The 25,350-nt window shown below is 59.3% G+C and carries 23 protein-coding genes; 13 read left to right on the top strand and 10 right to left on the bottom strand.

The annotated features are described in order from the left end of the window. Positions 1-229: 229 nt before the first annotated feature. Entirely contained in the window at positions 230-700 is a 471-nt protein-coding gene (locus ACYU70_RS03040; RefSeq protein WP_342299428.1) for a DUF4199 domain-containing protein, read from the bottom strand. A 284-nt stretch (positions 701-984) separates the two neighbouring features. On the opposite strand from ACYU70_RS03040, the gene ACYU70_RS03035 reads away from it, so the two are divergent. Together ACYU70_RS03035 and ACYU70_RS03030 are read left to right on the top strand one after the other, a co-directional pair. Next, positions 985-2,607: an ABC-F family ATP-binding cassette domain-containing protein gene (locus ACYU70_RS03035; RefSeq protein WP_342299429.1), complete on the top strand. Its 1,623-nt coding sequence runs from the start codon at positions 985-987 to the stop codon at positions 2,605-2,607. Between the two features lie 101 nt (positions 2,608-2,708). After that, positions 2,709-3,536 (top strand): hypothetical protein, encoded by an 828-nt coding sequence (locus tag ACYU70_RS03030; protein ID WP_342299430.1) that lies wholly within the window; start codon positions 2,709-2,711, stop codon positions 3,534-3,536. Positions 3,537-3,620: 84 nt separating this feature from the next. On the opposite strand, the gene ACYU70_RS03025 is transcribed toward ACYU70_RS03030, so the two are convergent. Then, a complete protein-coding gene (locus ACYU70_RS03025; RefSeq protein ID WP_342299431.1) occupies positions 3,621-3,779 on the bottom strand; it encodes a lmo0937 family membrane protein in 159 nt (52 codons plus the stop codon). Between the two features lie 216 nt (positions 3,780-3,995). Between ACYU70_RS03025 and ACYU70_RS03020 the strand changes: the two genes are divergently transcribed. Next, positions 3,996-4,883 (top strand): 3-hydroxybutyryl-CoA dehydrogenase, encoded by an 888-nt coding sequence (locus ACYU70_RS03020; protein ID WP_342299432.1) that lies wholly within the window; start codon positions 3,996-3,998, stop codon positions 4,881-4,883. A gap of 355 nt (positions 4,884-5,238) precedes the next feature. Beyond that, on the top strand, positions 5,239-5,775 hold the full coding sequence (gene msrA, locus ACYU70_RS03015; protein ID WP_305031167.1) for a peptide-methionine (S)-S-oxide reductase MsrA: 537 nt from the start codon (positions 5,239-5,241) through the stop codon (positions 5,773-5,775). 177 nt (positions 5,776-5,952) lie between these two features. Here msrA and ACYU70_RS03010 read toward each other — a convergent pair whose 3' ends face one another. Continuing rightward, positions 5,953-6,777, bottom strand: coding sequence for a 2,3,4,5-tetrahydropyridine-2,6-dicarboxylate N-succinyltransferase (locus tag ACYU70_RS03010; protein WP_342299438.1), 825 nt, complete (start codon positions 6,775-6,777; stop codon positions 5,953-5,955). An 84-nt stretch (positions 6,778-6,861) separates the two neighbouring features. On the opposite strand from ACYU70_RS03010, the gene ACYU70_RS03005 reads away from it, so the two are divergent. The 5 genes from ACYU70_RS03005 (at position 6,862) to ACYU70_RS02985 (ending at position 12,866) form a co-directional block, all read left to right on the top strand. After that, positions 6,862-8,037, top strand: a complete 1,176-nt coding sequence (locus tag ACYU70_RS03005) for a glycosyltransferase (RefSeq protein WP_460615881.1) — start codon at positions 6,862-6,864, stop codon at positions 8,035-8,037. Positions 8,038-8,148: 111 nt separating this feature from the next. Beyond that, on the top strand, positions 8,149-9,159 hold the full coding sequence (locus ACYU70_RS03000; RefSeq protein WP_342299441.1) for a 3-oxoacyl-ACP synthase III family protein: 1,011 nt from the start codon (positions 8,149-8,151) through the stop codon (positions 9,157-9,159). Between the two features lie 96 nt (positions 9,160-9,255). Next, the gene (locus ACYU70_RS02995) at positions 9,256-9,954 is read left to right on the top strand and encodes a metal-dependent transcriptional regulator (RefSeq protein ID WP_425293337.1); all 699 of its coding nucleotides are present in this window, start codon (positions 9,256-9,258) and stop codon (positions 9,952-9,954) included. Beyond that, positions 9,951-11,372, top strand: coding sequence for a tRNA uridine-5-carboxymethylaminomethyl(34) synthesis GTPase MnmE (gene mnmE, locus ACYU70_RS02990; protein ID WP_342299443.1), 1,422 nt, complete (start codon positions 9,951-9,953; stop codon positions 11,370-11,372). Before ACYU70_RS02995 ends, mnmE begins: the two co-directional genes overlap by 4 nt. A gap of 204 nt (positions 11,373-11,576) precedes the next feature. Continuing rightward, on the top strand, positions 11,577-12,866 hold the full coding sequence (locus ACYU70_RS02985; RefSeq protein WP_342299445.1) for a citrate synthase: 1,290 nt from the start codon (positions 11,577-11,579) through the stop codon (positions 12,864-12,866). Positions 12,867-12,952: 86 nt separating this feature from the next. Here the strand turns inward: ACYU70_RS02985 and ACYU70_RS02980 are convergent, their stop codons facing one another. The 5 genes from ACYU70_RS02980 to lepA form a co-directional block, all read right to left on the bottom strand. Next, positions 12,953-13,327, bottom strand: a complete 375-nt coding sequence (locus ACYU70_RS02980; RefSeq protein WP_342299446.1) for a hypothetical protein — start codon at positions 13,325-13,327, stop codon at positions 12,953-12,955. A 608-nt stretch (positions 13,328-13,935) separates the two neighbouring features. Continuing rightward, positions 13,936-15,912 carry an OmpA family protein gene (locus ACYU70_RS02975; protein WP_342299448.1) on the bottom strand — a complete coding sequence of 659 codons (1,977 nt, stop codon included), beginning with the start codon at positions 15,910-15,912 and terminating at the stop codon, positions 13,936-13,938. An 8-nt stretch (positions 15,913-15,920) separates the two neighbouring features. Further along, positions 15,921-16,502 carry a 7-carboxy-7-deazaguanine synthase QueE gene (locus ACYU70_RS02970; RefSeq protein WP_342299454.1) on the bottom strand — a complete coding sequence of 194 codons (582 nt, stop codon included), beginning with the start codon at positions 16,500-16,502 and terminating at the stop codon, positions 15,921-15,923. A 203-nt stretch (positions 16,503-16,705) separates the two neighbouring features. Next, positions 16,706-17,617, bottom strand: coding sequence for a bifunctional 5,10-methylenetetrahydrofolate dehydrogenase/5,10-methenyltetrahydrofolate cyclohydrolase (locus ACYU70_RS02965; RefSeq protein WP_342299450.1), 912 nt, complete (start codon positions 17,615-17,617; stop codon positions 16,706-16,708). Between the two features lie 153 nt (positions 17,618-17,770). Beyond that, on the bottom strand, positions 17,771-19,558 hold the full coding sequence (lepA, locus tag ACYU70_RS02960) for a translation elongation factor 4 (RefSeq protein WP_342301328.1): 1,788 nt from the start codon (positions 19,556-19,558) through the stop codon (positions 17,771-17,773). Positions 19,559-19,952: 394 nt separating this feature from the next. Between lepA and ACYU70_RS02955 the strand changes: the two genes are divergently transcribed. Beyond that, entirely contained in the window at positions 19,953-21,509 is a 1,557-nt protein-coding gene (locus ACYU70_RS02955; RefSeq protein ID WP_342301331.1) for a L,D-transpeptidase scaffold domain-containing protein, read from the top strand. A gap of 201 nt (positions 21,510-21,710) precedes the next feature. Next, on the top strand, positions 21,711-22,409 hold the full coding sequence (locus ACYU70_RS02950) for a Crp/Fnr family transcriptional regulator (RefSeq protein ID WP_342301333.1): 699 nt from the start codon (positions 21,711-21,713) through the stop codon (positions 22,407-22,409). Here the strand turns inward: ACYU70_RS02950 and ACYU70_RS02945 are convergent. Together ACYU70_RS02945 and ACYU70_RS02940 are read right to left on the bottom strand one after the other, a co-directional pair. Further along, positions 22,372-22,788 carry a globin family protein gene (locus ACYU70_RS02945; RefSeq protein WP_342301334.1) on the bottom strand — a complete coding sequence of 139 codons (417 nt, stop codon included), beginning with the start codon at positions 22,786-22,788 and terminating at the stop codon, positions 22,372-22,374. The genes ACYU70_RS02950 and ACYU70_RS02945 overlap by 38 nt on opposite strands. 234 nt (positions 22,789-23,022) lie before the next feature. Further along, positions 23,023-23,526 carry an Hsp20/alpha crystallin family protein gene (locus ACYU70_RS02940; RefSeq protein ID WP_342301335.1) on the bottom strand — a complete coding sequence of 168 codons (504 nt, stop codon included), beginning with the start codon at positions 23,524-23,526 and terminating at the stop codon, positions 23,023-23,025. 258 nt (positions 23,527-23,784) lie between these two features. Between ACYU70_RS02940 and ACYU70_RS02935 the strand changes: the two genes are divergently transcribed. Beyond that, positions 23,785-24,543 (top strand): MlaE family ABC transporter permease, encoded by a 759-nt coding sequence (locus ACYU70_RS02935; protein WP_342301337.1) that lies wholly within the window; start codon positions 23,785-23,787, stop codon positions 24,541-24,543. A gap of 9 nt (positions 24,544-24,552) precedes the next feature. Continuing rightward, positions 24,553-25,335, top strand: coding sequence for an ABC transporter ATP-binding protein (locus ACYU70_RS02930; RefSeq protein ID WP_342301338.1), 783 nt, complete (start codon positions 24,553-24,555; stop codon positions 25,333-25,335). Positions 25,336-25,350: the final 15 nt, after the last annotated feature.

The following is a 25,350-nucleotide window of genomic DNA, read 5'->3' as shown; positions in this document are numbered from 1 at the left end:
GCTGAAAAAGAAGCCAGTGCAAAAACGATTATGAGAGAATACTTGGACATAAAAAACATCTTTTTGTCAGCAACCACGAGCTGAGTTTTTCTCAAACAGTTGCAAGTTATTATTTAGTTTCTGTTTTGTCTAATTTTTCTTATAAAATCCGAAAAATGTAATGCTGTTGAGCTCAAAAAAAAGGCCCTTAAAAGGGCCTTTTCATGTTTCAAATCCACATAAAAGCCAGCTACTCCACACCCATTATCGGCTGATGTTCAGGCACTTTATAATACTGCATGGCAATGAGCGCCGTTACCACGCCGGTCATTGTGCCCAGAAGGATGATGCCCAGGCCGCTGATGAGCACGCCGAGGTCGGCCCCGAACAAGTCCCGCGCCTGGATTTGCCGAATGGCGGCCTGGCTAACGCCGCCCAACAGCCAGAAGAAAGCGCCCAGCAGCAATGAGGCCACCAGGGCCGCAATGATGCCGGTGCCAAAGCCCTGAAAATAGGTCATATGCCGCCCCTTGGCCTGCCGGAGGCGGCGAATGGCTAGCACCACGCCCCCCGCCAGAATAAAGATATCGAGCGTGCCAGCTTCGATTTTACCCAGGAATCCGGCTAAAGCGGCAATGCCGGTGTAGGCTACCAGCACGGCGGCCGTGAGCGCGCCCATGCGGAAGCCATTGCTTTCGGAAGTCAATTGATTGTCTGCCATGCCCGTAAGTGGTAAAAGGTGAAGACTCGGCCGGCTCGCCGGCAACTACTGCTACGCTAGCTATACTTGCCCCGGTAGCCGAGGGTTGTATCCAAAATGGTCGGGGTGCGGGAGGCGACGTGGTGGGTGGCTCCGGGCACTAATTGCCCTGCTAGTTAGTTATTTTCGGCAGGCTTGTCAACTACTTTTTTCGCAACGATTCCAGCGGGGGTCCTGTTGCGTAATTTTGCCGGGCTGCCGCGCGCCAAATGCGCGGTTTTTGTGAGTTACTATTTTCTGACTGAATGATTTCGACCACCAATGTGAGCCTGCGCTACGGGAAGCGCGTGCTGTTTGAAGACGTTACCGTTAAATTTCTGCCGGGCAACTGCTACGGCCTCATTGGGGCCAACGGCGCGGGCAAATCCACGTTCCTGAAAATCCTGTCGGGCGAATTGGAGCCGAACACCGGCTCGGTGGAAATGCCCGCCGGCCAGCGCCTGGCCGTGCTGAAGCAGAACCAGTTTGCCTACGACAACCAGCCCGTGCTCCAAACCGTGATTCAGGGCCACCAGCGCCTGTTTGCGGTGATGCAGGAGAAGGATGCGCTCTACGCCAAGGCTGATTTCACGGATGCCGACGGCGAGCGCGCCGCCGTGCTGGAAGGCGAGTTTGCCGACCTGGAGGGCTGGAACGCGGACTACGAAGCTGCTGAGCTTCTCTCTGGCCTCGGTATCACGGAGGACAAGCACTACGCGCTGATGTCGGACCTCGGTGCGAGCGAAAAAGTGCGCGTGCTGTTGGCTCAGGCCCTTTTTGGCAACCCCGACGTGCTGCTGCTCGACGAACCGACCAACAACCTGGACGCGGAGAGCGTGCTCTGGCTGGAAAACTTCCTCGACTCGTTCCAGAACACGGTGATTGTGGTGAGCCACGACCGCCACTTCCTCGACGCCGTGTGTAACTACATGGCTGATTTGGACTTCTCGAAAATCACGATGTACCCCGGCAACTACTCGTTCTGGTACGAGAGCAGCCAGCTGGCCCTGCGCCAGCGCCAGGACGTGAACAAGAAAACGGAAGACAAGCGCAAGGAGCTCGAAGAGTTTGTGCGCCGCTTCTCGGCCAACGCCTCGAAATCGAAGCAGGCCACCAGCCGCCAGAAGCTGCTGCAAAAGCTGACGCTGGAGGAAATCAAGCCTTCGTCGCGCCGCTACCCCTACATCGCCTTCAAGCCGGAGCGCGAAGCCGGCAACCAGCTGCTGGCCGTGGAAGGCGTGAGCAAGAAAGTGGACGGCCAGTCGGTGCTGAAAAATGTGACTTTCACGCTTGATAAGGGCGATAAGGTGGCCATTGTGGGCCGCGACGACCGGGCGGCTTCCCTCCTGTTCGATATTATTTTTGGCGAGGCTACGCCCGACAAGGGCGAGTATAAGTGGGGCACCACCATTACGCCAAGCTATTTCCCGAAGGAAAACAGCTCCTTCTTCCAGGCCGATAACATGAACCTGGTGGACTGGCTGCGGCAGTACTCGGTGGAGAAGGACGAGAGCTTCGTGCGCGGCTGGCTGGGCCGGATGCTGTTTTCGGGCGAGGAATCGCAGAAGAAGCCCAACGTGCTGAGCGGCGGCGAGAAAGTGCGCTGCATGCTCTCGAAAATGATGCTGGAAAGCGGCAACGTGCTGGTGCTGGACGACCCGACGAACCACCTGGACCTGGAAAGCATTCAGGCCCTGAACAACGGCCTGAAGGAGTTCACGGGCTCGCTCATCTTTGCCTCGCACGACTTGCAGTTCATTGAAACCGTGGCCAACCGCATCATTGAACTCACGCCCGACGGCATCATCGACCGGCGCATGAACTACGAGGAATACCTGGCCGATGAAACGCTGAAAGCCCAGCGCCAGAAAATGTACCAAGTGGCTTAAGTAATCGACGAATGGCGGCCGGAAAATGAATAATTTTCCGGCCGCTTTCGTTGATTGCAGACTGCGTCAACTCTCTCCTTCCTCCTTCATATATCCTTCGCATGAAACGTCATTTGCTTCCGGTACTGCTGTTGGTTGCGGCGGCTGGGCTGCCCACTTTCCGGGCGCAGGCCCAAGACAAGCCCGTGCTGAACACGGCCCCGCCCGCACCGCAGCCGGCCCCGCCCCGGCCCGTGGAGCCCACGCCGGTGCCCGCCACCCCGGCCCCTGAACCCACTCCCGAGCCGACGTACAACGCCCCGGTGCAGTCGACACCCGATGCGCCGTCGGGCCTGGATTTCCCCAACCGGAAGAACACCAAAGCCGGCGGCGCGGAAGACAAGCCACCAACGAGGAAATTCCTGTACACCAACCTGGGCCTGGGCTACAGTTCGGTGGATGGAATCAGCAATTTCAACGCCAGCCTGGCCCCCGCCATTGGCTTTCGGATTACGGATAAGTTTGCCATCGGCCCGGGCATTTCATATGCCTACAACAACTACTCGCTTTCGCCCGACAACTTTTATCGGACCTACGGCTTCACTTACCCTACCCCAAACGGCTCCCTGACGGCCGCTGGGGCCAATAGCCTTTCGAGCAGCAGCCTGGGCTTTAAGGTTTTTGCGCAGTACATCGTGTACAAAGAATTCTTTATTCACGGCGAATATGAGGTAACCAACGCACAATTGGCGGGCTATGATGGCAATGGTTATCTGGCAAAAATTAACCGCACCGTGAGCTCGCCGCTGGCAGGCATTGGCTACCGCTCGTATTTGGGCGAGAATGCGGCCGTTGATGTATTGGGCCTGTACAATTTCGGCAACTCCGTTTTTTCGCTCTATCCCGGTTTCAATCTGCGCTTCAGCCTGCTATTCAACATTGGGAAATAGCGGAACCGAACAACCACAAAAAAGCCGCGCTGGATGTACCAGCGCGGCTTTTTTGTGGTTTTAAGTTAACCCTTGCGGGGTGCGCTAGACAGCGCTTCGGCCGCTAATGACACGCAGCAGGATGGCGATGATGGCAATAACCAGCAGGACGTGAATGATGCCGCCCGTGAAGAAGCCGCCGAAGAAGCTTACTGCCCAGATGAGGACCAAAATGACGGCGATGATATACAGAAGGTTGCCCATGGCTTGGAGGTGTTAAGAAGAATGAAGGGGAGGTGAAAAAATGTTAGAGAAGTGTCTCTGGGGCTTTGTACGGGGTGTTTATTAAAAAGATATCCTAAACGAAAAAATATTTCATTTCCCGCAAACAAAAACGCCGCTTACCAATGCTACCGTAGCTTTGTGACGGCGGCTTGATAGGCCGTTATTCTCTTCCCACCCACTCTTTTTCCGCTACTTATGAACGTCGCCGTTATTGGCTCCGGCACCATGGGCAATGGCATTGCCCACGTATTTGCCCAGCACGGTTTTTCGGTTTCCCTGATTGATATCAACCAGCCGGCGCTGGACCGTGCCCTGGGCACCATCACCAAAAACCTCGACCGCCAAGTGGCCAAAGCCACCCTGAGCGAAGAGGATAAAACGGCCACCCTGGGCCGCCTGAAGACGTTTACCTCCATCGCCGACGGCGTGGCCGGCGTGGGCCTGGTGGTGGAAGCGGCCACCGAAAACGTGGACCTCAAGCTGCAAATCTTCCGCGACCTGGACCAGTACGCGCCCGCCGATGCCATTTTGGCTTCGAATACGTCGTCGATTTCTATCACCAAAATCGCGGCCGTGACCAAGCGGCCCCAGCAGGTGATTGGCATGCACTTCATGAACCCCGTGCCGGTGATGAAGCTGGTGGAGGTGATTCGGGGCTACGCTACTTCCGATGCGGTGACGCAGCAGGTGATGGACCTCTCGCGCCAGCTGGGCAAAACGCCCACGGAGGTGAACGACTACCCCGGCTTCGTGGCCAACCGCATTCTGATGCCGATGATTAACGAGGCAATCATCACGCTGTTTGAGGGCGTGGCGGGCGTGGAGGAGATTGACACAGTGATGAAGCTGGGCATGGCCCACCCGATGGGGCCGCTCCAGCTGGCCGATTTTATTGGCTTGGATGTGTGCCTGGCCATCCTCAAGGTACTGCACGAGGGCCTGGGCAACCCCAAATACGCCCCCTGCCCCCTGCTGGTGAACATGGTGATGGCCGGCCGCCTGGGCGTGAAATCGGGCGAGGGCTTCTACCAGCACACGGCCGGCTCGAAGGAGTTGGTGGTGGCGGAGCGGTTCCGGAAATAGAAGCCGGCTGGCCTGGTTTTGAAATTGCTAAAGCGGCCCGTACCTCGGTATGGGCCGCTTTTTGTTTGCCCGAAGTGGACCGTACCGAGGTACGATGCCCTTCCGCAATCCCCAAAGCCGACCGTACCGAGGTACGAGGCTTTTTTGCAATACCGGAAGTGGACCCTACCGTGGTCCGAGGCCATTCCGGGTAATGCGAAAGTGCATCGGACCGAGGTACGACGCACTTTCGGATGGTCAGCAAGGGCATCGTACCTCGGTACGGCCCCGGCCCACCCTTTGGTAAGCTGTAAGGAAATAACCTCCGCTACGTCTACCGCGTTGTTATCAAACACAACGAATCAATATCCTACCCATGCAAAAAGCAACATTTGGCGCCGGCTGCTTCTGGTGCGTCGAGGCCGTATTTCAAAACCTGAAGGGCGTGGAGAAAGTGGTGTCCGGCTACGCCGGGGGCCGCATCGCCAACCCGACTTATAAGGAAGTGTGCAGTGGCCTCACGGGCCACAACGAGGTTATCGACATCACCTTCGACCCGGCCGTTATCAGCTATAAGGAGCTGCTCGAAATCTTCTGGAAAACCCACGACCCCACCACCCTCAACCGCCAGGGCAACGACGTGGGCACGCAGTACCGCTCGGGCATCTACTACCACAACGAGGAGCAAAAGCAACTCGCGGAGGAGTATAAAAAAAAGCTCAACGACAACCACGCCTTCCCCAACCCCGTGGTGACGGAGATTCTGCCCGCCCCCACCTTCTACCCCGCCGAGGACTACCACCAGAACTATTTCAACCTGCACGGCCATGAGCCCTACTGCCAGTTTGTGGCCCGGCCGAAGGTGGACAAGGTGAAGGCCTTGTTCGGCGAGAAGTTGAAGGCGGGGGTGTAACCGTCATTCCGAGCGCAGCGAGGAATCTTAGGAATAAAAAAGGCCGCTTCGTGGGAAGCGGCCTTTTTTGTAGGGGCGGGGCTTGCCCCCGCCCGGACGTTGAACGGAATCGTTCAGGCGGTACAAACGTCCGGGCGGGGACAAGCCCCGCCCCTACATTATACACTCACCCCAAAATCATACACTCACCCCAAAATCGCGCAGCGCGTCATTCAGCGACGTTTTCAAATCCGTGCTGGGCTTGCGCTGGCCAATGATGAGGGCGCAGGGCACCTGGTATTCGCCGGCCGGAAACTGCTTGGCGATGGAGCCAGGAATAACCACTGAGCGCGGCGGCACATAGCCACGGTACTCCTTAGGTTCGGGGCCGGTTACGTCGATGATTTTGGTGCTGCCGGTGATGGTGACGCCCGCGCCAATCACTGCCTCTTTGCCGATGCGGCAGCCTTCGACCAGGATGCTGCGCGAGCCGATGAACGCGCCGTCTTCGATGATGACGGGGGCCGCCTGCACGGGTTCCAGCACGCCGCCGAGGCCTACGCCGCCGCTCAAGTGCACGCCTTTACCCACCTGCGCGCAGCTGCCCACGGTGGCCCAGGTGTCCACCATTGTGCCCTCGCCCACGTAGGCGCCGATGTTGGTGTAGCTGGGCATGAGGATGACGCCGGGGGCCAGAAACGCACCGTAGCGGGCCACGGCGGGTGGCACCACGCGCACCTGCTGGCCGGCGTAGTCGGTTTTGAGCAGCATTTTGTCGTGGTACTCGAAGGGGCCCACTTCCTGCGTACTCATCTGGCGGATGGGGAAGTACAGAATCACGGCCTTTTTCACCCATTCGTTGATGGTCCATTCGCCGCCGTCTTCGGCGGGCGGGGTGGCCACGCGCAGGCGGCCTTTATCCAGCTCTTCGATGACGTGCTCGATGGCGGCTTTGGTTTCGGGCGTTTGGAGCAGGGCGCGGTCGGCCCAGGCGGCTTCGATTTGGGTTTGCAGGTCAGCCATTTGAGAAGGCGAAGAAGAGATATGAAAAGCGCCCCGTTGGGGCCGCAGTTACTTTAGAAGCTGCAAAACTACCATCTTTGGGCCGTGCTTGGCTCCGGTTCTTCTCATTTGGTGGTTTTGCTGGCTTCGGTATTGAAGCCGGTGGACGATACCCGTATGCGGGGCAAGTTTGCCGAAACCCTCGCGGGCCGGCCGCAGGTTCAGGTTCACGTAGCGGGACGCAACGCGGCGGGGCCGTCAGTTTCTCTAGCCGCGCCCGGCGTTTTCCAACACGGCATTTTCAAGGGCTCCCGGCTGAGCCTGGAGCGCCTGGCGACGCAATTGCGCTACTGGCAGCTACTGCGCCGGTTGAAGCCTGATTTGGTTATCGTCCACGCCCCGGAACTGTTGCCGCTCACGCTGCTCTGGCATTGGCTGAAGAAGGGACGCAAGTTCGTATACGACATCCGCGAAAACTACGCCCTCAACGTTTCGACACAGCGGGTGTACCAAGGTTTCACGCGGCGCTGGCTGGCCGCCGGGCTGCGCTGGGTGGAGGCGCGGACGGTGCGGCGGGCGGCGGGCGTCATTCTGGCCGAAGCTAGCTACGCGGACGAGCTGCCGTTTCTGAATGAATTGCCGCCGTCCCGCGTGGTCGTGCTCGAAAACAAGTACCAGCCCCAGTTAGGCGAAATACTACGCCAGCAACCGATAAAGCTGCCGTCCCCCACCGAACCGCTACGCCTGCTCTACTCCGGCACTATTTCGGAGCTCAATGGCGTGTGGGAAGCCATTGCCCTGGCCGAACAGCTCCGCGCCGCGTGGCCCGGCGGGGTGCGGCTCACCATCATCGGCTTCTGCCAGCAACCCGAGCTGCTGCGGCAGCTACAGGAAACAGCCGCCCGGAATTCTGACTGGCTCACGCTCATCGGCGGCGTGCAGCCGGTGGCCCACGCCGACATCGTGGCGGAAATCGGCCAAAGCCACCTGGGCCTGCTGGCCTACCGGCCGCACCCCAGCTCGGAACGCTGCCGGCCTACCAAGCTGTTTGAGTACCTGGCCCACGGGCTGCCGGTTCTGGCCTCGCCCAATCCGCTGTGGCAGGAAGTGCTGGATGCCTACAGCGCGGGGCTGTCGGTTGACTTCGGACAGCCAATTGATGCCGCCGCGTTGGTAGTCCGGCTGCAAAGACACTCCTTCTATCCCCACGGCATTCCCACCGACGTACTCTGGGACGGCGAAGGCAAAAAATTGTGGCATTTGCTGGATACTGTGATTTAACCTGCCACCTTTGCGCCCCAATTTGCCCGTAGCACGTAGTTACTTCATCGATTTTATTCCGGCCCCTGCGGCGGTTCTCACTCCCCTAGCCCACTTTTCCCTCTCCCATCCATGGCAACTTTACGTCACTCATTCATCGCCGGGGTCGGCCACTACGTTCCGAGCCGCGTGGTTAAAAACGCCGAGCTGGAGCCGATGATGAACACCTCCGATGCCTGGATTCAGGAGCGCACCGGCATTCAGGAGCGCCGCTGGTTTGAGGAAGGCACCGATACCACCGCCAACATGGGCGCCAACGCCGCCCGCAAGGCCCTGGAAATGGCCGGTCTGCAGCCCAATGACGTGCAAATGATTGTGTTTGCCACGCTCTCCCCCGACTACTTCTTCCCCGGCTCCGGCGTGCTCATGCAGCGCGAGCTGGGCATGACCAACAACTGCCCCGCCCTCGACGTGCGCAATCAGTGTTCGGGCTTCATCTACGCCCTCTCCGTGGCCGACCAGTTCATCCGCACCGGCATGTACGACACGGTGCTGGTAGTAGGCTCCGAAATCCACTCCTCCGGCCTCGATAAGTCGCCCGAAGGCCGCGGCGTTTCCGTCATTTTCGGCGATGGCGCGGGTGCGATGGTCCTTCGCCCCAGCACTTCGCCCGAGCACGCCATCCTCAGCACCCACCTGCACGCCCAGGGCGAGCACGCCGAGGAGCTCATCGTGAAAGAGCCCAGCTCGAACCGCGACAACCGCGTGGAGTACATCATGGCCAACAAAGCCGAGCTCTACCCCTACATGAACGGCCAGAACGTATTCAAGCACGCCGTGGTACGTTTCCCGCAGGTCATAAAGGAGGCGCTGGACCAGAACGGCATGCAGCCCTCCGACATCGACATGCTCATCCCGCACCAGGCCAACCTGCGCATCACCCAGTACGTGCAGCAGAAAATGGGCCTCGGCGACGACAAGGTGTTCAGCAACATCCAGCGCTACGGCAACACCACCGCTGCCTCGGTGCCCCTGGCCTTCAGCGAAGCCGTGCAGGAAGGCAAAATCAAGCGCGGTGACCTCGTGTGTCTGGCCGCTTTCGGCTCGGGTTTCACCTGGGCCTCGGCGCTGTTGAAATTTTAAGTAGCTAACTTTTAGGTTGAGCAGTTTGGGCCGGTGTGAAGCGCGCATTTTTACATGCAGCTTTGCACTGGCCCTCCTGTTCCACCCCTGTTCTGAATGAGCGAATCTCCCTCCAGTCTCCCATCCGCCAAACTGCCCAGCCATACCGAGGAGAATTACCTCAAAGCCATTTTCAAGCTGGCTGAGGCTGAGCCCGACACCGCCGGCGTGAGCACCAACCGCATCGCCGCCGCTCTGGATACCCGCGCGGCCTCCGTGACGGACATGCTGCGCCGCCTGGCCGAAAAAGGCCTGCTGAACTACGAGAAATACCGCGGCGTGCGGCTAACTGCCGAAGGCCAGCGCCTGGCGCTGCTCACCATTCGCAAGCACCGGCTGTGGGAGGTTTTCCTAGTGCAGCAGCTCGGTTTCAACTGGGATGAAGTGCACGAGGTGGCCGAGGAGTTGGAGCACGTGCAGTCGCCGCTGCTCATGCGTCGGCTCGATGCCTTCCTGGGCCACCCGGCGCTCGACCCGCACGGCGACCCCATTCCCGCCGAGGACGGGGCCATCCGCCGCCCGGCTCACCGCCTGCTGGCCGACCTCTGCACCGGCGAATCCGGCACCCTGGCGGCCGTCAAAAACACTTCCGCGCCCTTCCTCCAATACCTCGACAAAGTAGGTTTGCAGCTGGGCGCGTTAGTTGAAGTCCTGGACAAGGTAGCTTTTGATAATTCCTTCGAGCTCAGAATAAACCGTGAGCGCACCGCCCTCATCTCGGCCGAAGTGAGCCGCAACTTGTTTGTAACGGCATGACCACACTTTTCTCCGATACTATCGTCGCGCTTTCAACCCCGCCGGGCGCGGGCGCGCTGGCTGTTATCCGGCTTTCCGGCCCCGCCGCCGTGGCCATCACCGCGTCCGTATTCTCCAAAAAAAGCTTCGCCGAAGCCGCCGGCAACACCCTGCACTACGGCACCCTGCGCGACCCCAACAGCGGCGAAATTCTCGACGAAGTGGTGGTCGGCCTCTTCCGCGCTCCGAAGTCATTCACCCGCGAAGACGTGGTCGAAATCAGTTGCCACGGCTCCGACTACGTGGTGCGCCAGGTGCTGGCCCTGCTCCTTCGCCACGGCGCGCGCCTGGCCGAAGCCGGCGAGTTCACCAAGCGCGCTTTCCTGAGCGGCGCGATGGACCTGGCCCAGGCCGAAGCCGTGGCCGACCTCATCGCCGCCGACTCCGCGTTGAGTCATAGAGTAGCGCTAAACCAGCTACGCGGTGGCTTCTCACAGGAATTGCGAGAGCTCCGCACCCGTCTCATCAAATTCGCGGCGCTGCTGGAATTGGAGCTGGATTTCGGCGAGGAAGACGTGGAGTTTGCCGACCGCACCGGCCTGGCCGCGCTGCTGGCCGAGGTGCGCGGCGTGGTGCGGGGCCTGCTCCGCTCCTTTGAGCTGGGCAACGTCATCAAAAACGGCATCACCACCGTCATCGCCGGCCGGCCCAATGCCGGCAAGTCCACCCTGCTCAATGCCCTATTGCGCGAGGAGCGCGCCATAGTATCGGCCATTCCCGGCACCACCCGCGACTTTATCGAGGATGAAGTGAGCATCGACGGCCTCCGTTTCCGCTTCGTGGACACGGCCGGCCTACGCGAGGATACCGCCGATGAAGTGGAAGCCATTGGCGTGGCCCGTACACGGGAGCGGGTGCGCAAGGCTTCATTATTGCTCTATTTGTTCGATTTAGCCGAACTGACGCCAGCGGAAGTACGTGCCGAAATCCTGGCGCTGACCACTGGGCTAAAGCTTCCCGTGCTGGCCGTGGGCAATAAGACGGACCTAGCTTCCGCTGAATCTATTGCCGCTTTTGAAACTGAGTTTCGGGACAATCCCACCAGCAACGCCAACGAAATTCCGTTGGTACTACTGGCTGCCGGCCAGAATCAAGGCATCGAAGCCCTACAAACGGCTTTAGTAAAGCAAGTGCGTGGCTCGGCGCTCAAAAACAACGCCTCCGCCACCATCGTGACCAACGTGCGCCACGCCCGCGCCCTCGAAACCGCCGCTGCCCACCTCGCCGCCGTCCAAACCGGCCTCGATACCGGCTTCGGCACTGAGCTTTTGGCCGCCGACCTCCGCCACGCCCTATCCGCGCTGGGTGAAATCACCGGTGAAATTTCCTCCGAAGATTTGCTCACGAGCATTTTCACCCAGTTCTGCATCGGCAAATAACCCGTCCTTAAAACTGCATTCTCAACTTCTCGGGTAAATCGACGCAAACGTTGCCAAGCGGCGTATTTTAGCTTTTTAAGCCGTTTTTACCAAACTTAGTGCGCCTTGGATTGTAATACCCCGGGTTAAAGTCTGGTTAAAATTTCCCGGCTTACGGCCTATGGCTTAGTTTCGCACTCTATTTCCCTCACACCCCTCCCGCCCATGGCAGAAACTGCTGAACTCATCCTCGACGGCAAGTCCATCACCTTGCCCGTAATCGAAGGCACCGAACACGAAAAGGCATTTGACATCGGTAAGCTGCGCGACCAGACCGGCTACGTCACCCTCGATTCGGGTTATAAAAACACCGGCGCCACCAAAAGCGCCATCACCTTTCTCGACGGTGAGGAAGGCATCCTCCGCTACCGCGGCTATCCCATTGAGCAGCTGGCCGAAAAGTCGAGCTTCCTGGAAGTAGCCTACCTGCTGATTTACGGCACCCTGCCCACCGAGGCCGAGCTGAGCCACTTCAGCGGCCAAATCACCAAGCACACGCTGGTGCACGAGGACATGCGGAAGATTTTCGACGGTTTTCCGTCGGCTACGCACCCCATGGCCATCCTGTCGTCGCTCATCTGCGCCCTCACCGGCTTCTATCCGCAGAGTGTGTCGCCCGACCTCAGCCCCGAGGAGATGGAACTCAACATCATTCGCCTGCTGGCGAAGATGCCGACCATCGCGGCTTGGACCTATAAGAACAACATGGGCCATCCGTTGAACTACCCGCGCAACGACATGGACTATTGCGCCAACTTCCTCTACATGATGTTCAGCTTCCCCACCGAGAAGTATGAAATCAACCCCGTAGTGGTTAGCGCCCTCAACAAGCTCCTCATCCTGCACGCCGACCACGAGCAGAACTGCTCCACCAGCACCGTGCGCCTCGTGGGCTCGGCCAACGCCAGCCTCTACGGCTCGGTTTCGGCCGGCATCAACGCCCTGTGGGGCCCCCTGCACGGCGGTGCCAACCAGGAAGTTATCGAAATGCTGGAAGCCATCGAAAAAGACGGCGGCGACACCAGCAAGTTCATCAACAAGGCAAAGGACAAGAACGACCCGTTCCGCCTCATGGGCTTCGGCCACCGCGTGTACAAGAACTTCGACCCGCGCGCCAAAATCATCAAAGTAGCCGCCGACGAAGTGCTGCAAGCCCTCGGCATGCAGGACAGCCCGCTGCTGAAAATAGCGCAGGAGTTGGAGCAAGCCGCCCTCACCGACCAGTACTTCATCGAGCGCAAGCTGTACCCGAACGTGGACTTCTACTCGGGCATCATCTACAAAGCCCTGGGCATCCCCACCGAGATGTTCACGGTAATGTTCGCCTTGGGCCGCCTCCCCGGCTGGATTGCCCAGTGGAAAGAGATGCGCGAGAACAAAGAGCCCATCGGCCGTCCCCGCCAGATTTACACCGGCGAGCTGGAGCGCGACTACACGGCAATCGACGCCCGCTAGTCGCCGCTGCTCAATTAGACTAAAAAACAAAAAGCCCGCTCTATGGAGCGGGCTTTTTCGTGTCCGGCCGGGAAGGTTGCCCTCCCCTATTTCAGGCGGTGCGCGGTAAAGTTGGTGCGAAGGTTCTGATACGCAATCAGCTGCTGGGGCTGCAGGATGCCAGCTAGCTCCGTTTCGTAACGCTGCTGGGCCTGGGCAAGCTGGGTATCACGCTCTTCGGCACTGGCACCGTTGAGGATGATTTCCAAGTCGCGCCGCTCGGTGAGCATATTCAGATGCAGCTGCTTCACGGCGAGGTACTGGGCCTCGTTGAAATGCACGTGTTGCGCCAGCGCCCGGGTGAGCGTGGTGGCCCGCGCCATCATAGCGTGCGAGTAAGCGCCGTCGCCGGGGCCGGCCACGGCCACCGGGGCAACAGTAACACCCGCAGCAAAGCAAGTAGCCAGAAACAAATTTTTCATGGATGTGGGGTTATGGGTGATGAGATAAGTCAAGTGCCCTGCTGGAGTGCAATTGGGCTCATCAAACATAGACAAATAATTAATTTGAACGAAAAATATTTTTTCTGTCACTTTTTTAATTTCAAGGTTTTTGCATCGTTGCATAAACAACTGATTTATAAATATTTGATTTAATTAAAAAAATTGGCTGCTGAGGCAAAAAAAAAGTCCGCCAGTGGGCGAACCATATATTTTTCCTGGCGAGTGCAATTATATTTCGCCTCACTTAAAGCCTTGCTTTAAGTAAAAAGGCTCTCATGAGCTATTCTCTCAATTATTGATTTAAGTGCCCGAAACGCCAGTCGATGCAGTTGCGGCAACCGATTACAGGGCATTACTGATACTGCAAAGTGCCTAACATAATCAATTTTGCTGCCTTTTACTAATTCGCACAACCACCTTTAGGTTGTTGAACCGAGCAGACTACCATTTTTTCTACCTGCTATTCGCTCAAGGCAAATCTGAGGGAATCGCCCAGTCCATCAACGAAAACGGGCTCCCGGCTAAAAAGCCAGCAGCCCGCAATCAATCATTATGGCTCTGCTGCCAAAAATGGAGCAGTCCAGCTATTACAGAATATGCAGCTCGATGCGGCGGTTGAGTTGGCGGTGCCCTTCGGTATCATTAGCCGCCAAAGGGTGACCTTCGCCGTAGCCTTTGGAGCGCAGCCGGGTAACGGAAATGCCGTGGCCGGACAGGTATTCAACCACCGCCTGGGCGCGACGCTGCGAGAGCTGCAAATTGGCATCGGGAGCGCCCACGTTGTCGGTGTAGCCAGATACTTCAATCTGCACGTCGCGGTACTGCCGCAGGAACTCAATAAGGCGGTTGAGTTCAGTGCGGGACTGCGGCTTCAAATCGTACTTATTGGTGTCGAAAAACAGGTTGTTCAGCACCACGCTGCGCCCAGAGCGCACGGGCTCCAGGTAGATATCCAATGCCGTGGGGTTGAACGGACGCTGGCTGGAATAGTCGAAGCTGAGGCTTTTAAGCAGGTATTTGTCGGCCGCCGCGTACATGGCGTAGTGATGGCCTTCGTTGAGTACCACTGTATAATCGCCGTATTCGGGGTCAGAAGTCACGAATTGCGTGAGCACGTCGGTATCCAGGTCATAAAGCTTCACCTCGGCCTTGAGCGGCTTTTTGGTGTTGGCATCGAACACACGGCCCTGGGTGTAGGTGCTGGTTTCGCGGGCTTTCACGGGCGGCGGCACTGTAAACCCAAACAGTTCAACCGGCCGCTCGCGCGATAGCCGGTAGCCCCCGGGCGGCTCCTCCGAAGCGCGGCTGCGTGAGCAAAAGCCCTTCTGGTTATCGGAGCTGATGAACAGCGAGGCTTCGTTTTCGAAGGTATTGAGCGGGTAACCCAGGTTGCGGGGCTCGCTCCAGTTGCCACCCGGCTGCTTTTCGCACCGGAATACATCGAGCCCGCCCATGCCGACCAGGCCATCGGTGACGTAGTAAAGCGTGGTGCCGCTGGCGTGGATGAACGGAGCCATGTCCTTGCCAGCCGTGTTCACCGGCTTACCCACGTTTTGGGCGGGGCTCCAGTTGCCGTCGGGCTGCAAGGTGGTTACATAGATGTCTTCCTGGCCCTGACCACCGCGCCGGGTCGAAGTGAAGTACAGCGTGCGGCCATCGGCCGAGAGCGAGGGCTGCGAATCCCACTCCGTGGAGTTGACGTTGAGGCCCAGGTTTACGGGTGGGCTCCAGTTGTTGCCGGTGCGCCGCGAGATGTATAAGTCGCAGTTGCCAATAGCCTTAGGCCGGTCGCAGGAAGCGAAAACCAGCGTTTTGCCATCGCCCGAAATCGAGCCCGCGCCTTCGTTGTAGCTGGAATTGATGGCCGGCGAAATTGGCACTGGCTCGCCCATAGAGCCGTCCTTGTTCTGGCGGCTTATGTACAGGTCTTCGCCGCTGCTGGCCGCTGGCCGGCCCGTGAAGAGCAGGAATCGATTGTCGGCCGTGAGGGCCGGAAAGTATTGAAATTTGAAGCTGTTCAGCGGGGCGGGCAGCGGCACCGGTGCTTCACCCACCGGGTGCTTCATGGCATCAATGGCAAACTCGCAGGTGAGAAGCTGCCGCTGCGATTTGGCCAGGTTTTTCTGGGTTTTGGGGGCCACCTTCATCAGCTTTTGGTAAGCATCGAGGGCAGTTTGATATTCGCCGTAGCTCAGGGCTAGGTCGCCCAGCAACTGGTATTCGGAGGCGTGAACGGGCTCGACGGCAACTTTGGCCAAGCCGTCGCGGTAGGCGGCCAGCGCGCCGCGGTTGTCGCCCATCGCCTTCAGCAGGGAGCCCTTCAGCAGGAAGGCTTCGCCGAAGGAGGGAAACTTCTGGTTGAGCTGGTTCAGCGTCTCAACGGCCTTGATAAAATCCCGGTCCTTGGTTTGCTGCTGCGCTTTTTCGAGCAGGCTGCGGGCCTTGGTGTTGGTGGGCGTCTGCACTTTGGGCGGTAGCTGGGCCCAGGCCGTTTCGGCAGAGGCCAGCCCCAGCAGACACATCATTCCGAGGCGCAGGGCCCCCAACACTGAACTGCAACGCATACGGTAAGCTAGGGAATGTCGAGGTATTTGTGGGTTTGGAGCGACACCTGCCAGCGCGGGTGCTGCTTCACGTAGTCTACCAACTCGGGCGTCATGCGCGCGGCACGGCTCCACTCGGGTTGCAAGTATAAGCGCGTAGTAGCCGGAACCAATGCCGCATGCTCTTCGGCCCAGTCAAAATCGTGCCCGTTAAAGACGACCACCTTCAATTCGTGGGCGGCCGCCAGCACTTCGGGCAGCGGGGCTTTGAATTTTTTGGGCGATAGGCACACCCAATCCCAGGTACCGGAGAGTGGGTGTGCGCCCGAGGTTTCGAGCCAAGTGCGGCAGCCGGCGGCCTGCAAAGCGGCCGTGAGCGGGCCTAGGTTGTGCATCAGCGGCTCGCCGCCGGTGATGACTACGTCGCGGCCGGGATAGGCCAGCACGGCTTCTACCAATTGGGCTACAGATTGGCGAGGGTGCGCGTCGGCATCCCACGACTCTTTCACGTCGCACCACACGCAGCCCACATCGCAGCCGCCCAACCGGATGAAATAGGCCGCGCGGCCGGTGTTATACCCTTCGCCCTGAATGGTATAGAACTGCTCCATTACGGGCAAAAAGGTACCGGCGGGGGCAGCCGTCACATCATCGGAAGATGCAATTAATTCGGGGGTAAGTAACGTCACGGGTATCATCACAAAAAAGCCTCAGGAAGCGAAGCAGCCTGAACACCAACCATAGGACACGCCGTTCCCAAGGCCGGACTTTAAAAGTACGGTATGAGCTAAGTATAACCAAATATTCCTAAAAATCAGCCGGCTGGGTGCGGGTATATTTCGCCCTTCGCCGCCCGTAGCGTGTTCAGCAATAGCATGGCGATGGTCATGGGGCCGACACCGCCGGGCACCGGCGTAATGGCCGAAGCTAAGGGTGCTACCTCGGCAAAATTCACGTCGCCTTTCAGGGTGTAACCGCTCTTCTTGGAGGCGTCAGGTACGCGGGTTGTGCCAACGTCAATTACCACCGCGCCGGGCCGCACCATGTCGGCGGTCACGAACTCGGGACGGCCGATGGCGGCGACCACGATGTCGGCCGTCCGGCAGATTTCGGCCAGATTCTGAGTGCGCGAATGGCATAAAGTAACCGTGCAGTTAGCCGTATCCAAATTCTTGGCCAACAATATGCTAACCGGCGTACCAACGATATTGGAACGGCCGATAACCACAGCGTGCTTGCCGCTGGTTTTGATGCCCTGGCGGCTCAGCAACTCCACGATTCCTGACGGTGTGGCGGGCAGCAGGGCCGGCAAACCGGCCACCATCCGGCCGATGTTCATGGGGTGAAAACCGTCGACATCCTTCTCCGGACGGATGGCTTCGATGACCTTTTCGGGGTTGATGTGGGCCGGCAGCGGGAGCTGCACGATGAAGCCGTCAATCTCCGGGTCGCGGTTCAGCTCGTCGACTTTGGCCAGCAAATCGGCTTCGGTGATGTCGTCCTCGTAGCGCAGCAGCGTGGAGGCGAAGCCGACCCGTTCGCAGGCCAGCACCTTGTTGCGCACGTAGGTTTCGGAGCCACCGTCGTGGCCCACGAGGATGGCCGCGAGGTGCGGCACCTTATGGCCTGCGGCTTTGCGGGCAGCCACTTCGATGGCAATTTCGGCTTTGATGTCCTCGGCGGTCTGCTTGCCGTCGATGAGGTTGGAGGTGGTTACGGAAGTCATAAAGGGATTATGTGTCATCCTGAGCACAGCGAAGGACCTTCTCACGCCTTGCGCCGCATGTGGTTACCAAATCTGACGAATGCAGCCGTGATAAGATGCTTCCATCGTCAGCATGACAATAAAAAAGGCGACCCGAAAGCCGCCTTTTTCAAATCAATCAATTTTAAGCACCGCCAGAAAGGCTTCTTGCGGGATTTCGACGGAGCCCACGGAGCGCATCCGTTTCTTGCCTTCTTTCTGCTTTTCAAGCAGTTTGCGCTTCCGGCTGATGTCGCCGCCGTAGCACTTGGCAATTACGTTTTTGCGCAGGGCTTTCACCGTTTCGCGGGCAATGATTTTCTGGCCAATCGAAGCCTGTATGGCGATGTCGAACATCTGGCGGGGCAGCAGCTCGCGCAGCTTCTCGCAGAGGCGCTTGCCCCACTCGTAGCTTTTGGAGCGGTGCACGATGGCGGAGAGGGCATCCACCTTCTCGCCGTTCAGCATCACGTCGAGCTTCACCATATCGGCTTCGCGGAAGCCAATCAGCTCGTAATCAAGCGAAGCGTAGCCGCGGCTGATGGTTTTGAGCTTGTCGAAGAAGTCGAATACGATTTCGGACAAGGGCAATTCAAAGGTCATTTCTACCCGCTCGGAGGTGAGGTAAGACTGGCCTTTGATAATGCCGCGCTTGTCCATGCACAGCGTGATAATGGGGCCGACGTACTCCGAAGCGGTGATAATCTGAGCTTTGATGAACGGCTCTTCAATCAGCTTGATGAGGTTGGGCTCCGGCATTTCGGAGGGTGCGTTGATGGTCAGCAGTTGGTCCTTGGTGCCGATGGCGTGGAACTGCACGCTGGGCACGGTGGTGATGACCGTCATGTTGAACTCGCGCTCCAGGCGCTCCTGCACGATTTCCATGTGCAGCATGCCCAGGAAGCCGCAGCGGAAGCCAAAGCCAAGGGCCACGGACGTTTCAGGCTCCCAGACCAGCGAGGCGTCGTTGAGCTGGAGTTTCTCCATGCACGAGCGCAACTCCTCGTACTCGGTGGTTTCGACGGGATAAATGCCGGCAAACACCATCGGCTTCACATCGGCAAAACCCTGGATAGCTTCGGAAGTGGGCCGCGCCACATGCGTGATGGTATCGCCCACCTTCACCTCGCGGGCTTCCTTGATGCCCGAGATGAGGTAGCCTACATTGCCGGCGCTCATTTCGGTGCGCGGCTCCTGGTTCAGACCCAGAATGCCTATTTCATCGGCGCCGTACTCCTTTCCCGTGGCCATAAACTTCACCTTGTCGCCTTTGCGCATGGTGCCGTTTTTGATGCGGAACAGAACTTCGATGCCGCGGTAAGAATTGAAGACGGAGTCAAAAATCAGGGCTTGCAACGGGGCTTCCGGGTCGCCTTTCGGGGCCGGAATGCGGTCGCAGATGGCGTTGAGAATGGCTTCGATGCCGATGCCGGTTTTGCCGGAGGCGTGCAGGATATCGCCGGGCTCGCAGCCGATGAGGTCCACGATTTCATCGGTCACTTCCTCCGGCATGGCGTGCGGGAGGTCGATTTTATTCAGTACTGGGATAATTTCCAGGTCGGCCCCGATGGCGAGATAAAGGTTAGAAATCGTCTGGGCTTCGATGCCCTGGGAGGCGTCTACAATCAGCAGCGCACCTTCGCAGGCGGCGATGCTGCGGCTTACTTCGTAGCTAAAATCGACGTGGCCGGGGGTGTCAATCAGGTTCAGCGTATACATTTCCCCTTTGTAGGGGTACTGCATCTGGATGGCGTGGCTCTTGATGGTGATGCCGCGCTCGCGCTCCAGGTCCATGTTGTCGAGCAGCTGGGCCTGCATGTCGCGCTTGGCCACGGTGCTGGTGAACTCCAGCAGTCGGTCGGCCAGGGTGCTTTTACCGTGGTCGATGTGGGCAATGATGCAAAAGTTGCGGATGTTCTTCACAGGTATTTCTTCTTCTGGGCTGCTGGCGGGGCGGTTGGAATTTTGGGTAGTTGGGCGGGGCGGTGGCCAGCCTCGCGTTACCCTAGTACCCGTTTTACCAGCTTGAGCCTGCAAATTACGACCAGAATAACTAGTCTGCGCGATTTGGCATGTCTGGGGGCGAATTCTGGTGCGGCTGCCTGATGTAGTGTTCGTTTGGAAGCGGGGATTTTGGGCGATGCTACGCATTGAATTGGCCCAAATTTTCAACCGGGCGGCTCCCAACCTGAGCTGGCAAAGGTGCCAAAAGCCTGTCGATGAGAAATCTCATGCGTTGCCATGACGTTTATCACAGGACTGCAGCGGCGGGGCCGCCACTTTTACCGGTTGTTACCCTCAACCAATAGCCCTGAATATGCGTCCGTTAAAGTCCATGCTGCTGGCGGCTTCGCTCACGACCATCCTTTTCGGACTGAGCAGCGCCGACCGGCCGGCCGCGCTTAGTGCCCCAGCAACTAATTACCCAACGGACTCGCTGACCACGCGCATCAAGACGCTGCTGACCGGGCCAACAGCCGGCCAGGTGCTGCCGATGACGTTGGCCGATGGTGCTGCGGTGCAGGCGTTTTATGCCAAGCGGACCTACTCAGCCGCCTGGTGCGAAGGGGCTGGCACCGGGGCAAAAGGCCGGGCGGCGCTGGCGCTCCTGGCTCGGGCCGGCGACTATGGCCTGACGCCCGCGCTGTACCATGTACCGCAACTTACGGCGCTGGCCGACTCATTGGCGCATCCGGCCACTGCGGCCGGTCAGGTGGCTCGAATGGCCCGTTTCGAGGTGCTGCTGACGGATGGGGTGGTGCAGTTTGCGCTCCATTTGCGGCGGGGGCAGCTGCATGCTTTCACGCCTTCGCCGCTGGAAAAAGCGGGGGTACCGTTCAGGCCAACGGTGTGGGTGGCCCGGGCCCTGGCTGCGCCCAGCTTTACAGCGGCCTTGCTGCGCTGCCAGCCGCCGCAGCGCGAGTATCGGGAGCTTCAGCAGGCGCTGGCACGCTGGCGGCGGCAGCCCGGTGGGCGCAATCCAGCGGCCCACAAGCGGCGCGCCCAGCAAATGGCCCTGACCCTGGAGCGGTGGCGCTGGGCGGCCATCCCGGGGAGCGAATACCTGCTGGTGAACCTGCCGGCTTATCGGCTGGAGGTGGTGCGCAAGGGCCGGGTGCGGCTCAGCCAGCGCATCATCATTGGGCGGCCGGGGCAGCCCACTCCTACTTTGAATAGCCGGATTACGTCCTTCACGATTGCGCCCGAGTGGAACGTGCCCCGTAGCGTGGCAGTGCGCCACATCCTGCCTTACCTGAAGGCCAATGCCCGGTACTCGCCGGAGCAGGATTTTCTGGCCAATAATAATTACCGCTTATTTGATGCCCAGGGCCGGCCGGTGAATCAGGCTAGCGTGAACTGGCAGGCCATCACGGCGCAGAACTTTCCTTATACCATTCGCCAGAGTCCGGGGTGCGGCAACCTGCTGGGCAACATCATTTTCCGGTTTCCCAATCCTTACGGCCTGTACCTCAGCGATGCGCCCGAGCCGAAACGGTTTTCAAACCAATACCGGGCGCTGGAAGAAGGCTGCGTGCACTTGGAGCGCCCCATGCACCTGGCGGCCTACCTGCTGGGCCCCGACAGCACCAGCGCCGCGCTGCCCACCGAGGCCCAGTGCGAAGCCAACCCGCAGCCCCGCACCATCTTTCTGAAGCGCCCGCTACCGCTGCACGTGCGCTACGCCACCTGCGCGGTGGAGGCGGGCCGGCTGCGCTTCTACCCCGATGTGTATGGGCAGGACGCCACCTTGCGGCGGCAGCTGCTGAATATGCAGACGGCTGCCCAACGCAGCGCCCAGGCCAGCCTGACCCAGCGCCGGAGTGCGCCGGCGAAGGGAGCCGGTGATACCGCCCTCGCCGGGCAACGGGAATAAAAAGGAGAGGGCAGATGCCTGCTCGGGGATTTTCCAGATAAGTAATTTCTGGCGGCCTTAGGCCATAGCGGGGTACTTGCCTGGTATTTAGCGCACGGTAAACCCGAGCTCAATCGGCTTATATCCAGGCAGCCGGATAACAATATTTTATAATAATAATTATAATCATATATTGCAGTTAGAAACTATTCCCTTTCTATCGTGAAGTCATTTATCCCTACTAACACCCCGGAGTGCCGCAGCTGGGCCGATGCCATCCTGGCCAGCAGCCAGCATACGGCGCTTATTGACGCAGCAAAAACGTTTCAGCACTACCAACGCGGGCAGATACTGTTTCGGGAAGGCGACCACGCGGCGGGGCTCTACAGCATCAGCTCCGGCCATTTTAAGGTGACGAAAGTGGGCGGCGATGGCAAGGAGCAAATCATCCGCCTGGCCAAGGCCGGCGATATCATGGGCTACCGGGGGCTGCTGGCGGGTAATGGCCACATTGCTAATGCCCTGGCCCTGGATGAGGCCGAGGTATGCTTCATTCCCAAATCGGTTTTTTTTCAGCTCATCGAGCACAATCAGGGGTTTACCACTTCACTGATGAAGCTGATGGCCAACGAGCTGGCCGAAACCGAGGAACGAATGCTGCACCTGGCCTACAAGCCCGTGCGCGAGCGCCTGGCCGAAGCCCTGCTCCTGCTGCTGCGCACCTACCAGCAGCCGGCCGATGGGCCGCCCAGCTTCACGATTTCGCGCGATGACCTGGCCGCGCTGGTGGGCACCGTGCGCGAAACCGCAAGCCGGTTCATGGCCGAGCTGAAGGCGGAGGGCGTGCTCAGCACCAAGGGCAGCAGCATCACCATCCTGGATATCAAGCGGCTAATTGAGATTTCGACCCTGTATGACTAAGTTGAGCCAATGCCGGGTGCCGCTGCTGAGCCATGCGCCAGTGCCCCAGCATGGTGGCCAGGTTCAGCACATAGCCCTGGGCCTCGGCCGCGTTGGGGCCGTGGAAATACTGCCGGAAGGTGGTTTCCAGCAGCGCGCACCAGCGCCCGAAATAGGCATTGCAAGGCAGCTGCGCGGCGGTATTGGCCAGGAGACGGCCGTAGTAGCGCATGCCGGTCAGGGCCTGCTCCCACCAAGCGTACTCGCCCCGTGAAACGCGCCCTGCGCCCCCAAAAACCGGCCCCAGCAGGTCGTCTTCGGCAATGAGGGCTGCAAATAGCTCTACAAAGCGGTGGCGTTGCGAAGGAGTAGCCAAATCAGAAGGGAGGTACGCTGTCATGATTCGATGATGGGGTGGTAAGCTTGCAAATTTGGGCGTTTCGGCCTGCGGTTGCCATGGTAACAATCACCTAATTAATTGATATATATCATTCACCCCCCTTTGGGCAGGCGGCGTGCCGGACTGGCTACCCTCCTAATTGCCGGCGGCGTCCCATCGTCAGGCGCCATGAAAACCGGGGCTTTCATGGTGCCTGACGATGGAACGCCGCCGGCGAATAATAATAATTAGGCCTTACTTTTTGGCGTTTTGGCCCTGGTCGATGTTTTTACCCTGGTCGGCGTTTTTGCCCTGGCCGTTGTGCACGGGAATGCGCTGCTGGGTGGTTTTGGGCGTGCCTTTGGGCACGTGCACGTGCAGCACGCCGTTGTGGAAGCTGGCGTCAATCTTATTGGCCTCGGCGGCATCGGGCAGCTGGAAGGTGCGCATGAAGGAGCCGTAGGAACTTTCGATGACGTGGTAGCGCCGGTCGTTGCGCTCATTCTCGAACTTGCGCTCGCCCGAAATGGTGAGGCGGCCCTGGTCGAGGCTCACGTTGATATCGTCTTCCTTCATGCCGGGCAGGGCGGCGTCGATGTCGTAGCTCGTATCGGTTTCGTAGGTGTCGACTTTGGGAAAGAACCGGTTCATCTGGCCCCGCATGGGCATGTTATCGTCAAAAAACCGGTCGAGCAGGGTGCTGAAGCGGGCAGGCATCACGTCAAAAAACGAGTCCTGATATTTTTGAATGTTGCTCATGGCGTTTTAAGTGTTTGGGGTGAATGGAATAGAAAAGCACGACGGTATCGATGGCGGAAAAATGGCAAAGCAGCGCTGATGGGTAACCGCCATCAGATATCCAAATTTGCCAGATACCGCCCCGGCAATCCATGACATAAATCAAACGATGCCATGACTTTGCACATGGATTTCGACCCCGTTTGGCCGTCACCTTGCAGGGTGATTCCGCCACTATATTCGGCGCATTGCGCCCCACTCCCACTCACCGCCGCCGCCATGGCCACCAGTACCACCGTTGCCGAAACCGGCGCCATTACCCGGTTTGCCGGGCGGTTTTTTCAGGAGGGTTTTCGGCCGCGCTACGAGGTGCAGGAGCTGCTGCACCAGTGCTTTGTGGTGGGCTACCAGTCGCTGCCGCTGGTGGGCATCACGGGGTTCATTATGGGCATGGTGCTCACGCTGCAAAGCCGGCCCACCATGGCCCAGTTCGGGGCCGAGTCGTGGATTCCGACCATGGTGGGCCTCACCATCATCCGCGAAATGGGGCCGATTATCACGGCGCTGATTTTCGCGGGCAAAATCGGGTCCAGCATCGGGGCCGAGCTGGGCTCGATGCGCGTGACCGAGCAGATTGACGCCATGGAAGTATCGGGCACCAACCCGTTTAAGTATCTGGTGGCCACGCGGGTGCTGGCCACTACGCTCATGCTGCCGGTGCTCACCATCATAGCCGATGCCATTGGGCTGTTTGCGTCGTTCCTCGGCATCAACCTGAAGGGCGTGACCAGTCTGGCCCTGTTCACCAACAACATTGTGTCGTCGCTGACCTTTGGCGACGTGGTGCCGGCAGTTATCAAAACCTTCTTTTTTGGCTTTGCCGTGGGCATAATTGGCTGCTACAAAGGCTATTATGCCGACAAGGGGACCGAGGGCGTGGGCCAGGCTGCTAACTCGGCGGTGGTGGCTTCGTCGCTGGTCATCTTCATTCTCGATTTGCTGGCCGTGCAGACCACCGGCCTGCTGGGCCTCAACTAACCGCTTCCGATGCTGCCCGCCCCTGCTCCCGTGGCCGCGCCTGCGCCGGCCCCCGCCGCTGCCGAAATCGTGCTCACGGTGGCCAACGTCAGCAAGGCGTTTGGCACCAACCAGGTGCTGCGCAACTTTTCGCTGGAGGTGCGCCGGGGCGAAAACGTGGTGGTGCTGGGCAAGTCGGGCGCGGGCAAGTCAGTGCTGATTAAGTGCATCATCGGCCTGCTGCCGGTGGACGCGGGCCAAATCACGGTGCTGGGCCAGGACGTGGCCACGCTGGACCACGCCGCCCTCGACCAATTGCGGGCCAAGGTGGGCTTCCTGTTTCAGAGCAATGCGCTCTACGACTCGATGACGGTGCGCGAAAACCTGCTGTTCCCCCTGCGGCGGCACTGGCTGACGCACAGCCCCGGCGAGGAGGACAAGCTGGTGCGCCAGGCCCTCGAAGATGTGGGGCTGGGCCACACCATCGACATGATGCCGGCCGAGCTGTCGGGGGGCATGCGCAAGCGCATCGCGCTGGCCCGCACCCTCATCTTGCAGCCCGATATCATTCTCTACGACGAGCCCACCACCGGCCTCGACCCGGTGACGGCCCGCGAAATCGACCAGCTCATCCGGGAAGTGCAGCAGAAATATGGCACGTCCTCGCTCATCATCTCGCACGACATGAACTGCGTGCGCCTCACCGCCAACCGCGTGGCCCTGCTGGTGGATGGCCGCTGCTACGCCCAGGGCACCTACGCCGAACTGAAGGCCAGTACCGACCCGGCCATCCACGAGTTTTTCTCCGAATAGTCAACAGGTGAGTCG

The organism is Hymenobacter segetis (assembly GCF_054776495.1).
The sequence above is the reverse complement of the archived record's forward strand: the minus strand, read 5'-3'. Positions and strand labels throughout refer to the sequence as shown.